Raw genomic sequence first — 12,898 nt, 5'->3', positions numbered from 1 at the left:
CCTCGGTCGTGTGAACCCGTCGTCGCCCGACCCCGCCGGCACCGCGCCGCACCCCGCGGGCACCCATCCACACCGTGCCGGCAGCGCGCCGCACCCCGCCGACCCGGTCGTCGCCCAGCTGTCCCACATCAGCGGCATCGACGTGGCGCCCGGTGCCCGCCTCGCGGACCTGACCACCCTGCGCATCGGCGGCCGCCCCCGCGCGCTGCTGGAGTGTGCGACCCCGGACGCGGTCGTCGCGGCGGTCCGCGCCCTGGACGCCGCGGACGTGCCGGTGCTCGTGTTGGGGGGCGGTTCGAACCTGGTGGTGGCCGGCGGCGACCTCGACCTGGTGGCGGTGGCGGTGCGCAACCGGGAGATCGACTACCTCGCCGGCCCGACCGAGGACCAGCTCGTCGTCCGCGCGGGCGCGGGCCTGACCTGGGACGATCTGGTCGCCGACACGGTCGCGCGCGGGTACGGCGGCCTCGAGTGCCTGTCCGGCATCCCCGGATCCGTGGGCGCGACGCCCGTGCAGAACGTCGGCGCCTACGGGGTGGAGGTCGCCCAGATCCTGCACCGCGTGCGCTGGTTCGACCGCGCCACCGGCGTCGACGAATGGGTCACCCCCGACGCCCTCGGCCTCGAGTACCGCACGTCCATCCTGAAGAACACCGACCGCGCCGTGGTCCTCGAGGTGGAGTTCCGCCTCGATCCCGCCGGACGCAGCGAACCGATCCGCTACGCCGAACTCGCCGGCCGCCTCGGTGTCGCCCCTGGTGACCGGACCGACCCGGCCGTGGTGCGGCGCACGGTGCTCGACCTGCGCCGCGGCAAGGGGATGGTGCTCGACGACGACGACTCCGACACCTGGTCCGCGGGATCGTTCTTCACCAACCCGGTGATACCCCAGGACGAACTCCCCACGGTGCGATCCCGGGTGGCCGCCAGGCTCGGCACCGCGCAGTCCGAGCAGATGCCCGCCTTCTCCGCACCCGGGGGCGTCAAACTCTCGGCGGGATGGCTCATCGAGCGGGCCGGTTTCTCCAAGGGGCATCCCTCGTCGTCGTCACCCGCTCGTCTCTCCACCAAACACACGCTGGCGCTGACCAACAGGGGTCAGGCCACCGCGGACGACGTGATCGCGCTGGCGCGCGAGGTACGTGACGGGGTGCGCGAGGCGTTCGGTGTGGAGCTGCACCCCGAGCCGGTGTGGGTGGGCTGCCACATCTGACCCGGGCCGCCCGGCACAGCCGCGCGACCCTGATTCCCCCCTGCGCCGCCCACCCTGGCACGCTGGAGCCCGACCTTTGTGGTCTGTCCCGCCCCGTGCGCCCGATCCGGCGCCGCTCGTCGTTGGAGAAGCCCGTGGACCTGTTCGCGTATCCGGTGTCACTCGTCATGAAGTTCTGGCACTGGGCGTTGAGCTTCGTCGTGGACCCCGACTCCGGTATCGCATGGGTCGGCTCGGTGTTGCTGCTGGTGGTGACCGTGCGGCTGCTGCTCATGCGGTCCATGTGGCGGCAGCAGTATTCGATGCGCAAGATGGCGCAGCTCGCTCCCAAGATGAAGGAGCTGCAGCTCAAGTACAAGGACCGCAAGTCCCCCGAGGACCGCCAGGCGCAGGCCAAGGAGATGCAGGAGCTGTACTCCGGCGCCGGCGTCAACCCCGCGGCCGGGTGCCTGCCGCTGCTGGTGCAGATCCCGGTGTTCCTCGGCCTGTACTACGTGCTGCTCAACTTCTCGCCTCCCGGCAAGTCCATCGAGGAGGCCTCGACCATGACCAACGGGGCGTTCCAGCCCGAGCAGGTCGCCTCCTTCCTCAACGCCGAGATCTTCGGGGTGCCCCTGGCCTCCTACATCCGGATGCCGCAGGAGGTCATGGACTCGCTGCATCCGGGGCTGCAGCAGAGCGACATCCTCATGCTGGCCGTGCCGCTGTTCGTGCTGGCCGGCATCGCCACGTTCATCAACATGTGGAACTCCTTCCGCCGCCAGAAGGCAGCCAAGGCGGCCGAGCAGGCGGCGATCGCGCAGGTCGAGGCCGAGGACCGCGCCGGCGGGCCGTTCGTCGACGGCGAGGTGGTGGAGATCGACGGCGAGAAGCCCGCCACCGCGGCCGACGCCGGATCGGAGGGCGGCTCCACTGCCGCCGACCGCCGCGATGGTACGGCCGGCACCCCGGGCACTCCCGCCACCGCGGGCGCTGCCGGCGCGGCCGGTACGGGCGCTGGAGCAGGCGCTGATGCGGCGGCCAAGCCGCAGGACTTCCAGTCGATGGCCGAGTCCATGACCGAGTCGATGAACCAGTCGATGAAGATCATGATGTACCTGTTCCCGTTCTTCCCGATCGTGGGCGCGTACTTCTTCAACTTCCCCATCGCGATCGGCCTGTACTGGCTCACCAATAACATCTGGACCGCGGTGCAGTCGCACTTCTTCATGGAGCGGCTCGAGAAGGAACTGCCCATGAGCAGCCGCGAGGGCCTGCCGCCCAGCGCGTTCATGTAGCCCTCGCCGGCACACTCGCGCCGGCACACTCGCGCCGTCACACCCTCCCCGTCCCACCCGCGCCGTCACACCCTCGGCAGGAGTCCCGGCCGGGTCTACGCTGGAGCCGTGGAGACCGCCGCTCCCGACGTGAGGTTCCGTCCGCTGACCCGCGACGACCTGCCGACGCTCGCGCGCTGGCTGGCCGAGCCGCTCGTCGCGCGGTGGTGGTCGGAGAACTCGCCGGACCGGGTCGAACAGGACTTCGGCCCCTACCTCGATGACGCACAGACGGAATGCCTGGTGGTCATCGTCGACGGCGAGGACGCCGGGATACTGATGAGGTACCCGATCGCGGCGGAGCCCTCGGGCGTGGACGAGCTCACGAGGGCCGGGATCGAGGTGCCCGACGGAGCGTGGAGCATGGACTACCTGATCGCCGAACCGGCGGCACGCGGCAGGGGCGCCGGTGCGGCGATGGCGGCCCGGGCGGTCTCAGAGATCTGGGCTCACCACCCCGGCGCGAGCTGCGTGATCGTTCCCGTGAACATCGAGAACCCGCGATCCTGGGCTGCCCTGCTCCGGGCCGGGTTCCGGCGGTTGCCGGACGCGGAGCTCACACCCGACAACCCCGGTGACACGCCCCTCCACGCGATCTGCCGCATCGACCGACCCTTGCCGCCGGCGGGTCCACCGCGTAGCGTCACCGGATGAGTCGGCAGGCGCACGGCGCGACTCCGGGGAGACCCGGGGCCGCGAGGGGCGCGGAGCCGAGGGGAACGAGACGAGGAGATCGAAGGACAGTGCTGAACCACAGGTGAGTCCCGGCCACACGCCACCTCTCCTGGAGCACGCATGTCTTCCCTCGTCCTGTCGGACGTCGCGTACGCGTTTCCCGACGACACCCCACTCTTCGACGGGCTCGACCTCGCCGTCGGTCCCGGCCTGACCTCCCTCGTCGGCCGGAACGGTGCCGGCAAGAGCACGCTGCTCCGCCTCATCGCCGGCGAACGCCGGCCGACGCGCGGTTCGATCACGGTCGATGGTGATCCCGCGGGCCCGCCCACCGTGGGATACCTGCCGCAACTGCTCGCCGACGCCCCGGCGGAGCGCACCCTCGCCGATGAACTCGGGGTGGGCGGGCGACTGGCGGCGTTGGCGCGGATCGAGGCGGGGGAGGGCGACGACGACGACTTCGAGCTCGTCGGCGACGACTGGGCCGTGGCCGAGCGCACGGTCGCGCTGCTCGACGACCTGGGCCTGCCGACCGAGTTGGACCGACCCGTGGTGGCGCTGTCCGGCGGGGAGCGCACTCTGGCCGCGGTGGCGGGTCGACTGCTCGGGCGGCCCCGGGTCCTCCTGTTGGACGAACCCACCAACAATCTCGACGGGCGGGCGCGGGAGCGGCTGTTCGCGGCGATCGGCGGGTTCGTGGGCGGCGGCGATCGCGTGGTCCTGGTGGTGAGCCACGATCTCGAATTGTTGGACCGTGCCGGCAGGACGGTCGAGCTGCGGGCCGGCCGGTGCCGGGTGTTCGGCGGGCCGTACGCGCACTATCGCGAGGTGATCGAGACCGAGCAGGCGGCCGCGGTGCAGTCGCTGGCCGGGGCGCGGAACGATCTGCGCACCGAGAGGCGGGACAGGGTCGAGGGGGTCGAGAAGGCGAGCCGGCGGGTCGCGCAGGGGCGGCGGGTGCAGGCGGCGGGCGGAATGCCCAAGATCCTCATGAACGCCCGTCGCGCGTCGGCGCAGGAATCGGCCGGCAGGTTGCGCGCGGTCCACGACCAGCGCGTCGAGCAGGCGCGGGAGCGGATGCGCTCGGCCAATGCCACGGTCCGGCGCGAGGAGCGGCTGCGGGTCGAGCTGCCCGACCCAGGGTTGCCGGCCGGCCGGGTGGTGCTGGATGTCGATGACCCCGTCGCGGGCCGGGTCCATCTCGCGGGGCCCGCGCGCGTGCGCCTGGCCGGGCCGAACGGCAGCGGCAAGACGACGCTGCTGCGACGCCTCCTCGGCGCTCGCTGTCCGGACCGCGCCGGCGGCGTCGACGAGGGGTTCGACGACGATGGGTTCGATGTCGATGGGTTCAACGACGAGGTGGTCCACGTCCCGTGGGCCCTGCTGCCGCAGGATCTTCGCGTCGAGCATCCGGGGTGGTCTGTCATCGACGCGATCCGGGCCGTCCGCCCCGACGCGCCGGCGGAGGAGGCCCACGCCCACGCGGCGCGGCTGCTGTTCACCGGTGACGCCGGGTTCCGCCGACTCGGCGACCTGTCCGGTGGCGAGCGACTCCGTGCGGCGCTGGCGGCGCGGTTGTTCGCCCGACCGGTCCCGCAGCTGCTGATCCTGGACGAGCCGACCAACAACCTCGACCTCGACGGCGTCCGGGTGCTCGCCGACGCACTCGCGCAATGGCGGGGGGCGTTACTGCTCGTCACCCACGACGACGGCTTCTGCGATCGGGTGGGGGTGGACGACGTGATCACCCTCGGCTGACCCCGCTCCGGCGGGGTGGACGCAGACGCTCACCACCATCCCCAGAGAGGACCCACCATGCGCAAGCTCATCTATTACGTGGCCGTCAGTGTCGACGGCTTCATCGCCGACCCCGAGGGCGGCTTCGACGTCTTCCCCGTCGAGGGCGACCACATGCCCTGGATCGTCGAGCACTACCCGGAGACGATCCCCGGCCACTTCCGCGAGCCACTGGGGTTGACGACGGCGCCGCCCGCCGTGTTCGACACCGTGGTCATGGGCCGCACCACCCATCAGGTGGCCGTGGACGAGGGCCTGGCCAGCGGTTACCCGCACCTTCGTCAGTACGTGGTGACGCACCGGCCGGAGGGCCTGCCCGCCGAGCAGGGGCTGACGGCGTCCGACGAGGACCCGGTGACGCTGGTCCGCCGGCTCAAGGCCGAGGACTCACCGCTGGATATCTGGCTCTGCGGGGGCGGGGCGCTGGCCGGGCAGGTGGTCGACGAGATCGACGAGTTCCGCCTCAAGGTCAATCCGGTCGTCCTCGGCGCGGGCATTCCGCTGGTGGCGCGGGCGACGGGCGGGCCGGGCGCGGCTGGCGGGGCGGACGCGGTGGGCGGGGCGCTCCCGCTGGCGCTGACCCGTCGGACGCGTCGAGACTTCGAGAGCGGGGTGAGCTACGTGGAGTACTCCCGCGGCTGACCGCAACGCCCTGCCGCCGCGCCGCTGCCTCCCCGCCACCGCGCCTGCCACCGCGCCGCCGTCGAGAAGAGTGTTTCGCGCGTATCTATCGAGTAGAGGCGCGCGAAACACTCTTCTCGACGGCGAGGTGGCCAGGTGGCGCGGTGGCGTGGCGACGCGGGGTCAGCCGGCAGGATCAGACGGCGCCGCCGGCCACGGAGGGCGGGGTGCCGGTGTTGGTGGAGGAGTCGGTCTCGCGGGCCAGGTACTCCTCGATGCGGAACCAGTCGTCGGCGGCGCGCTCGGCGATGGTCACCAGGGTGTTCATGTTGGCGACCTCCTCGACCTGCTCGCGGAGGAACCACAGCATGAACTGCTCGCCGAGCGGGTCGGATTCGGCGCGGGCGGCCTGGAACATCGCCTCGATCTGCCGGGTAACCTGCTTCTCCTGCTCCAGTGCGGCGCGCAGCGCATCGGCAGGACCGCGGAACTGGGCCTCCGGCGCGGGCACGGCCGGGATCGTCACGGCGATCTCCCGGTCGAGCATGTACTGGACCATCATCATCGCGTGGTTCCGCTCACCCAGGCTGTGCGAGTAGAAGCGCGACGCCAACTGCGGTAGGTCCTGCGCGTCCGCCCACACGGCGATCGCGATGTACTGCTGACTGGCGGCGAACTCGTGACCGACCTGAGCGGAGAGGAGTTCGACGAATGAGTTCTTGTTCCTGGCCATGGAGGAGGCCCCTTTCGGTAGGGGGCCAGCCTATGTTCGCCGGCGACGTTTCACCAGGTCAGTAAGCCTAACCTGGGTACACCATGGCCAGCCTCACCTACCGCACATCAGCCCCGGTGGGCGCGCATCGCGGAGTGCTGGTCCCGCGGCTTCACCACGATCTGGTCCAGGTTGACGTGCGAGGGCCGGCTCGCCACGAACCCGACGATCTCCGCCACGTCCTCGGCCACCATCGGGGTGAGCCCACGGTAGACGGCGGCCGCCTTGTCGTCGTCGCCGTCGAACCTCACGCGGGAGAACTCGGTCTCGACCATGCCGGGCGCGATCTCGGTGAACCGCACCGGCTGGCCCAGGTGCTCCCCGCGCAACGTCCGGTGCAGGACCGCTTGAGCGTGCTTGGCCGAGGTGTAACCGGAGCCGTTGTCGTACGACTCGAGGGCCGCGATCGAGGTGATGGTGATGACCAGCCCGTCGCCCGTATCCACCAGCACCGGCATGAGACCGCGGACCATGCGCAGCGTGCCGATGACGTTGGTCTCCCACATCCAGCGCCACTGGTCCTCGTCGGCGTCCATCACACTGGTCGTGCCCTTGGCGCCGCCCGCATTGTTGACCAGCACGTTCAGCCGGGGGATGGCCGCGCAGAACGCCTCGCACGAGTCGGCGTCGGTGACGTCGAGGGGCAGGGCGGTGCCGCCGATGTCCGCCGCGAGCGCCTCCAGCCGGTCGACCCGCCGCGCCCCGACGACCACGTGGAACCCGAGGCCGGCCAGCTCGCGCGCGGACGCCTCACCAATCCCGGACGACGCCCCCGTCACCACCGCGACGCGGGTCTCGGCGGGCAGGGCGGCGAGCCGCTCACGGGCGGCGGAGTGGTCGATGCTCATGGCCTAGAGACTAGGCGGCGGGTCCGACGGGGGTCGACGTGATCCGCTCGCCGGGGCGGAAATGTGTACGGGCCCCGCCGGGGCGGGGATGCTCGACGTGTGAGGCGATTGACGCGGATGGCGCTCGTGCCGGTGATGGCGGCGGTGCTCACCGTGTCCTGCGGCCAGGAGGTGCGGTGCGAGGTGAGTGAGGCCGATCTGGAATCGGTGGGGCAGACGTGTCCACTCTTCGGGGTGAGCACTCCCGGCGGACCCGATGCCATCGGGGAGCTACGCGCGGTCACCGCGGCGGTGGAGCGGGCCCCCGCGGTGGAGATGTGGTTCGTCGACTTCACCTCACCGCCACCGATCGGCGCGCTGAACGCCGTCCGAGCGCGGGGCGCGCAGCCGGTGGTGACGTGGGAGCCGTGGCGCGCGCTCGGTGACGGCCGGTACGACACCCGGGCGATCACCCTGGAGCAGATCGCCGACGGAGTCCACGACGACCAGCTCTACCGCTGGGCCGACGAGCTGCGTGCCTGGGGTGGCACCGTTCATCTGCGGTTCGCCCACGAGCCCAACGGTGACTGGTACCCGTGGAGCCCCGCCGGCGGCACCCCGCCCGAGGTGTACGTAGCGGCGTGGCGGCACGTCCACAAGCTGTTCCGGCTCAAACAGGCGACCAACGTGAAGTGGATCTGGGCGGTCAACGTTCCGCACGAGGGGAGCAGCCCGATCGGGGAGCTCTACCCGGGGGACGGGTACGTGGACGTGGTGGGCGTGGACGGATACAACTGGGGCACGTCACAGCCGTGGAGTCGATGGCGGTCGCCGGAGGAGATCTTCGGCTCCACACTCGAGGAGGTGGGTCGCCTGGCACCCGGACTGCCGGTGGTGATCACCGAGGTGGCGAGCGCCGAGAGCGGAGGGTCCAAGGCGGCGTGGAACGGTGAGCTGGTCAGCTATCTTGACGGTCGTCGTGAAGTGTCGGCGTTCATCTGGTTCGATCATGACAAGGAGGCGGATTGGAGGGTGGGCAGCACGCCCGGTTCCGCCGCAGCCCTCGCCGCTGCGTTGAGAAGGGAATGAGACCCCGATGACCCCGCACCCGTGGAGTGTCCCCGACGCCCTCGAGGCGGAGAGGGTGCGCGACGTCGACCGTTTGGGGCTCCTCGACACGCCGCCGGAGGACCGGTTCGACCAGGTCACCCGGATGGCCCGGCGGGTGCTCGGGGTACCGGCCGCGTCGCTGTCCCTCATGGATCGCGACAACCAGTGGATGAAGTCAATCGAGGGGCTGGACCTGACCGCCATCCCGCGGGAGAAGACGGTGTGCCGCACCACCATCGCGCGCGCGTACCGGCAGCCCGACTCTCCCGCGCTGGTCATCCCGGACGCCGCCGCCGACCCCGAGTTCGCGGAGATCCCCGGCATCGGCGGGGACGGGGGGATCCGCTTCTACGCGGGCTACCCGCTGTATGGGCCCTCCGGCCACCCGGTGGGCACGTTCTGCCTCTACGACGTCGTCCCACGGAACCTCGACGCCGAGGAATTCCAGACGTTCATCGAGCTGGCCGAGTGGGCCCAGCGCGAACTCGAGCGCTCGGACGACATCGACAGGGCCGCGGAGATCCAGCGGCAACTGTTGCCGCGACCGCTGGAGGGTCTCCGGGGTTACGAGGTCGCCGCCACCTGTCTGCCCGCGTTCACGGTGGGCGGAGACTTCTACGACCACTACCGGCGCGGTGACCTCCTGGCGGTCACCGTGGCCGACGTCATGGGCAAGGGGCTGGGTGCCGCGATCGTCGCCTCGGCCGTCCGTGCCTCGATCCGCGGGTCCGCGCGGTTCCTGCTGGAGAACGGGGGCGAGCCGGATGCCGGCGCCGTCGCGAGAATGGCCGCCGACCACCTCGAGCAGGACTTCGACCACACGGAGACGTTCGTCACCGCGTTCTTCGCGTTGGTGGACCTGCCGAGCGGCCGGATCGGGTACGTCGACGCCGGCCACGGCCTGGCGATGATCCGCCGCGCCGACGGCACGATCGAAACCCTCGACCGGGGTGGGATCCCGTTCGGGATCCTGCCGGGCATCGAACGGGAGACGGCCCACGCCCACCTCTTGCCGGGGGACATGCTCGTGGTCTGCTCGGACGGCCTGCTCGACCTCCTCGACGAGATCAGCGACCTCACGGCCGTCGAGGACTTCGTCGCCGCCCACCCCGGCCCGGACGACCTGGTCGAGGCGTCCCGTCGGCTGGCCGTGGGCCTGCCCCCTCTCGATGACGTCACCGTGGTGGCTGTGCGGCGGGAGGCGGCGTGAGCGCGGTGTCGCCGGCACCGCCGGTCCCGAGGAGCGAGTACCCCTCGCCGATGCTGCGGCTCCTCGTGGTGCTCACGGTCGTGGTGGGCCTCAACTACATCGTGTGGCGGTGGCTGTTCTCCATCAACTGGGACGCATGGTGGATCGCCGTCCCGCTGGTGCTGGCGGAGACGTACAGCCTGGTCGACTCGCTGCTGTTCGCCTTCACCATGTGGCGGCTGCGTCGTCGTCCCCCTCCGCCCCCCGCCCCCGAGGGCCTCACGGTGGACGTGTTCATCACCACGTACAACGAGCCCATCGACCTGGTGCTGCGCACCGCCGAGGCGGCCGCGCGGATCCGGTACCCGCACCGCACGTGGATCCTCGACGACGGGTCGCGGCCCGAACTCGCCGCCGCCGCCCGGGGGCTGGGGGTGGACTACCTCACGCGCGCGGCGAGCTGGACCAACAAGCCCCGCCACGCCAAGGCCGGCAACCTCATCAACGCCCTCCTGCACACCGACGGCGAGTTCATCCTCATCCTCGACGCCGACCAGATCCCGGAACCGGAGATCCTCGACCACACGCTCGGGTACTTCACCGACGACGGGATGGCGCTGGTCCAGACCCCGCAGTACTTCACCAACGTCCCCGACTCCGACCCGCTCGGCAGCCAGGCGCCCCTGTTCTACGGCCCCATCCAGCAGGGCAAGGACGGGTGGAACGCGGCGTTCTTCTGCGGCTCCAACGCCGTGCTGCGTCGCGAGGCCCTCATGCAACTCGGCATCTCCGGCTACGTCACCGCCGTGGAGGACGGGGTGACCCGCGCCCTGCGCACCGCCGACCGGGTGGTCCGCCGCGCGCAGCGGTCGGTGCCATCGGACCAGCCCGAGGTGGCGGAGGCGCTCAAGGGCGTCCGGCGTGCCGTCCGGGCCGCCCGGGCGGAGCTGCGCGGGGACGCCGCCCTGGCCGACGTGACGTACCGGTTCCAGCAGGAGGTCGACGCCGCCGCACGTGTGGTGGTGGACGCCGACGCGGGTGCGATCCGCGCGGACCTGGAGGCGATCGCCGCCCTGGACGAGCACGCGTCGGAGACCGTGGTGCTGGACGAGCTCATGCTCGACGAGCTGTCGGACCGGGAGTGGTCACCGCTCGGTGCGATCGAGTCCGTGCGGTCGCTCATCGCCGCCGTGGACGTGGACCGGGCCGACGAGGCCGAGCCCACCCAGGCCCTGGCCACGATCTCGGTCACCGAGGACATGGCGACGGCCATGCGGCTCCACGCGGCCGGGTGGCGCACCGCCTACCACCACGAGGTCCTGGCCTACGGCCTGGCGCCCGAGGACCCCAAGACCATGCTCACGCAGCGGCTGCGCTGGGCGCAGGGCACCATCCAGGTGATGTTGCGGGAGAACCCGCTGGTCCAGAAGGGGCTCACCCTGGCGCAGCGGCTCATGTACTGGTCCACCATGTGGAGCTACCTGTCCGGGTTCGCCGCCGTGGCCTACTTCGCCGCCCCCGTGATCTACCTCGTGTTCGGCGTGCTCCCGGTGCAGGCGTGGAGCGTGGACTTCTTCGCCCGACTCATCCCGTTCCTCCTCCTGAGTCAACTGCTGTTCTTCGTGGTGGGCCGGGGGACGCCCACGTGGCGCGGCCAGCAGTACAGCCTGGCCCTGTTCCCGGTGTGGATCATGTCCGTGTGGACCGCGGTGCGGAACGTGTGGTTCGGCAAGCCACTGGACTTCGCCGTGACCCCCAAGACCCGGCAGGGCCAGGACGCCACCCCGTGGCACCTGTTCCGCTGGCAGCTCGTGGTGATGGCGGCCCTCGTGGTCGCGGCCGTGATCGGTGCGGTGCGGCTGGCGCTCGGCGCGCACTCGGTGCTGGGGGTGGTGGCCAACCTCGTGTGGGTGGTGTTCGACCTGTTCATTCTCTCGGTGGTGTTCCAGGCCGCTCGCTACCGTGGTCCCCAGACAGAAGGAGCCTCATGACGACCTACGACACCCGGGAACTCGACCACAGTGTGGTGGTGCAGCCGACCGGGAGACTGAACATGGTCGCCGCGCCGCGACTGCGTGACCAGCTGCGGCAGCTGGTCGAGGGCGGGTCGCGACACCTCGTGGTGGACCTCAGCACCACCGAGTTCATCGACTCCTCCGGGCTGGGGGCGCTCATCTCGGGGCTCAAGGCGGCTCGTCAGGCAGGGGGCGACCTGCGGATCGCCGCCCCCACTGAGCAGGTCCGCCGGGTGCTCACCCTGACCAAACTCGACAAGGTGCTCGCGGCGCACGAGACGGCGGAAGCCGCTTTCGATGGCCGCTGACGGTCGGTGGTCTCTCACCTCGTCGTCGACCGACGAGGGCACCCTCGACCGGATCCTCGACCTGGTGGGTGAGATGACCACGTCCGGGGAGGTCGAGGAGGACGCCCGGATGCAGTTCGAGGTGGCCGTGGCCGAGATCGGCGCGAACATCATCGAGCACGCGGGCCGCGTGGGGACGGTGTCGCTCACGCTCGAGCTGGAGCTCACCCCCGATCGGCTCGAGGCGCGCTTCTCCGACGACGGCCACCCGGCCCGCGTGGACCTGCGAACCGTGGAGATGCCCGACGTCATGGCAGACCGCGGCCGCGGTCTGGCCATCGCGCTGGCCGCGCTCGACGAACTGGAGTACCGGCGCCGCGGCGGGAGCAACCAGTGGCGGCTGGTGTGTTACCGCGGGGACGACATCGACAACGACGACAACGACGACGACGACGAGGTCAGCGACCCCGGCCGGTGACCATCTCGACGAGTCCGCGCACCGCGCCCTTGGCCATGTCGGCCTTGGAGAAGTAGTCCTGCCAACCGCACACCCGGCCATCGCGGACCTCGAGGCGGCCGCACACCCAGAAGCCGACGCGGAACCGCCCCACCCCCAGGTAATCGGTGCGCTCGGTGAGCACCACGACGGGGGCCGCCGGGTCGGTCGGGTCCGCGGGCGCCGACACCGCGAGGTGGTGGATCTCCACGCCGAAGCGGATGCTGCGGTTCATCGAGGAGATCGCGCCGACGACTGCGCGCTTGCCCCGGATGGTCGGCAGGCCGATGTTGGCCCACCAGACGTCATCGCTGAGCAGGTCGGCGGCGGTGGCGGTGGAGCCGGTCATCAGGGCGTCGAAGAACGTGCGGACCACGACATCGGGGTCGGTCCGGGTGCTGGTGGCTGCCATTGCGCAACGGTAACCGCCGCGGGCGCGGTCTGGGGGTCGGATCATGCCGATCGGCGTCACTGCGGGTGCGCGCCCTCCCGCCCCGTCCCGTCTCGCCCCGCCCCGCCCCGGGTGCGTGCCCTCTATGGACCATTCCGCACGCGTACGCGGGTGGATTCCGTGCAGACA

General features: G+C 71.1%; 13 protein-coding genes. 10 read left to right on the top strand and 3 right to left on the bottom strand.

Going from position 1 to position 12,898, the window contains the following annotated elements; genetic code table 11:
- The first annotated feature begins 127 nt into the window (after window positions 1-127).
- The 5 genes from VZF99_RS13075 (at window position 128) to VZF99_RS13055 (ending at window position 5,643) form a co-directional block, all read left to right on the top strand.
- The gene (locus VZF99_RS13075; protein WP_120286121.1) at window positions 128-1,213 is read left to right on the top strand and encodes a UDP-N-acetylmuramate dehydrogenase; all 1,086 of its coding nucleotides are present in this window, start codon (window positions 128-130) and stop codon (window positions 1,211-1,213) included.
- A gap of 95 nt (window positions 1,214-1,308) precedes the next feature.
- Window positions 1,309-2,490 (top strand): membrane protein insertase YidC, encoded by a 1,182-nt coding sequence (gene yidC / locus VZF99_RS13070; RefSeq protein ID WP_325768756.1) that lies wholly within the window; start codon window positions 1,309-1,311, stop codon window positions 2,488-2,490.
- A gap of 108 nt (window positions 2,491-2,598) precedes the next feature.
- The gene (locus VZF99_RS13065) at window positions 2,599-3,183 is read left to right on the top strand and encodes a GNAT family N-acetyltransferase (protein ID WP_407335003.1); all 585 of its coding nucleotides are present in this window, start codon (window positions 2,599-2,601) and stop codon (window positions 3,181-3,183) included.
- Window positions 3,184-3,324: 141 nt separating this feature from the next.
- A complete protein-coding gene (locus VZF99_RS13060) occupies window positions 3,325-4,962 on the top strand; it encodes an ATP-binding cassette domain-containing protein (protein WP_407335002.1) in 1,638 nt (545 codons plus the stop codon).
- Window positions 4,963-5,019: 57 nt separating this feature from the next.
- Complete coding sequence (locus tag VZF99_RS13055; protein WP_407335001.1) at window positions 5,020-5,643, top strand: dihydrofolate reductase family protein; 624 nt, start codon at window positions 5,020-5,022, stop codon at window positions 5,641-5,643.
- Between the two features lie 175 nt (window positions 5,644-5,818).
- Here VZF99_RS13055 and VZF99_RS13050 read toward each other — a convergent pair whose 3' ends face one another.
- Window positions 5,819-6,355, bottom strand: a complete 537-nt coding sequence (locus tag VZF99_RS13050) for a ferritin (RefSeq protein ID WP_067717088.1) — start codon at window positions 6,353-6,355, stop codon at window positions 5,819-5,821.
- A gap of 107 nt (window positions 6,356-6,462) precedes the next feature.
- Window positions 6,463-7,242 carry an SDR family oxidoreductase gene (locus VZF99_RS13045; protein ID WP_154829823.1) on the bottom strand — a complete coding sequence of 260 codons (780 nt, stop codon included), beginning with the start codon at window positions 7,240-7,242 and terminating at the stop codon, window positions 6,463-6,465.
- A gap of 117 nt (window positions 7,243-7,359) precedes the next feature.
- Between VZF99_RS13045 and VZF99_RS13040 the strand changes: the two genes are divergently transcribed.
- The 5 genes from VZF99_RS13040 to VZF99_RS13020 are packed head-to-tail and all read left to right on the top strand — an operon-like array spanning window position 7,360 to window position 12,300.
- Entirely contained in the window at window positions 7,360-8,310 is a 951-nt protein-coding gene (locus VZF99_RS13040) for a glycoside hydrolase family 26 protein (RefSeq protein ID WP_407336132.1), read from the top strand.
- 7 nt (window positions 8,311-8,317) lie between these two features.
- Window positions 8,318-9,541, top strand: coding sequence for a PP2C family protein-serine/threonine phosphatase (locus tag VZF99_RS13035; RefSeq protein WP_407335000.1), 1,224 nt, complete (start codon window positions 8,318-8,320; stop codon window positions 9,539-9,541).
- Window positions 9,542-9,591: 50 nt separating this feature from the next.
- Complete coding sequence (locus VZF99_RS13030) at window positions 9,592-11,511, top strand: glycosyltransferase (RefSeq protein WP_407334999.1); 1,920 nt, start codon at window positions 9,592-9,594, stop codon at window positions 11,509-11,511.
- Window positions 11,508-11,843: an STAS domain-containing protein gene (locus tag VZF99_RS13025; RefSeq protein WP_185950876.1), complete on the top strand. Its 336-nt coding sequence runs from the start codon at window positions 11,508-11,510 to the stop codon at window positions 11,841-11,843. Before VZF99_RS13030 ends, VZF99_RS13025 begins: the two co-directional genes overlap by 4 nt.
- Complete coding sequence (locus VZF99_RS13020; protein ID WP_407334998.1) at window positions 11,833-12,300, top strand: ATP-binding protein; 468 nt, start codon at window positions 11,833-11,835, stop codon at window positions 12,298-12,300. The genes VZF99_RS13025 and VZF99_RS13020 overlap by 11 nt, the downstream gene beginning before the upstream one ends.
- Here VZF99_RS13020 and VZF99_RS13015 read toward each other — a convergent pair.
- Window positions 12,281-12,730, bottom strand: a complete 450-nt coding sequence (locus VZF99_RS13015; protein ID WP_185950874.1) for a limonene-1,2-epoxide hydrolase family protein — start codon at window positions 12,728-12,730, stop codon at window positions 12,281-12,283. The genes VZF99_RS13020 and VZF99_RS13015 overlap by 20 nt on opposite strands.
- Between the last annotated feature and the right edge of the window lie 168 nt (window positions 12,731-12,898).

This window comes from Dietzia kunjamensis, assembly GCF_045689975.1.
Classification (GTDB): Bacteria; Actinomycetota; Actinomycetes; order Mycobacteriales; family Mycobacteriaceae; genus Dietzia; species Dietzia kunjamensis.
Note: the sequence above shows the minus strand (reverse complement) of the source record. Positions and strands in the feature narration are given on the sequence as shown.

Coding starts and splice junctions, on each gene's coding strand:
- VZF99_RS13060 (WP_407335002.1), top strand. CDS start 3,325: ATGTCTTCCCTCGTCCTGTCGGACGTCGCGTACGCGTTTCCCGACGAC.
- VZF99_RS13055 (WP_407335001.1), top strand. CDS start 5,020: ATGCGCAAGCTCATCTATTACGTGGCCGTCAGTGTCGACGGCTTCATC.
- VZF99_RS13050 (WP_067717088.1), bottom strand. CDS start 6,355: ATGGCCAGGAACAAGAACTCATTCGTCGAACTCCTCTCCGCTCAGGTC.
- VZF99_RS13045 (WP_154829823.1), bottom strand. CDS start 7,242: ATGAGCATCGACCACTCCGCCGCCCGTGAGCGGCTCGCCGCCCTGCCC.
- VZF99_RS13040 (WP_407336132.1), top strand. CDS start 7,360: ATGGCGCTCGTGCCGGTGATGGCGGCGGTGCTCACCGTGTCCTGCGGC.
- VZF99_RS13035 (WP_407335000.1), top strand. CDS start 8,318: ATGACCCCGCACCCGTGGAGTGTCCCCGACGCCCTCGAGGCGGAGAGG.
- VZF99_RS13030 (WP_407334999.1), top strand. CDS start 9,592: ATGCTGCGGCTCCTCGTGGTGCTCACGGTCGTGGTGGGCCTCAACTAC.
- VZF99_RS13025 (WP_185950876.1), top strand. CDS start 11,508: ATGACGACCTACGACACCCGGGAACTCGACCACAGTGTGGTGGTGCAG.
- VZF99_RS13020 (WP_407334998.1), top strand. CDS start 11,833: ATGGCCGCTGACGGTCGGTGGTCTCTCACCTCGTCGTCGACCGACGAG.
- VZF99_RS13015 (WP_185950874.1), bottom strand. CDS start 12,730: ATGGCAGCCACCAGCACCCGGACCGACCCCGATGTCGTGGTCCGCACG.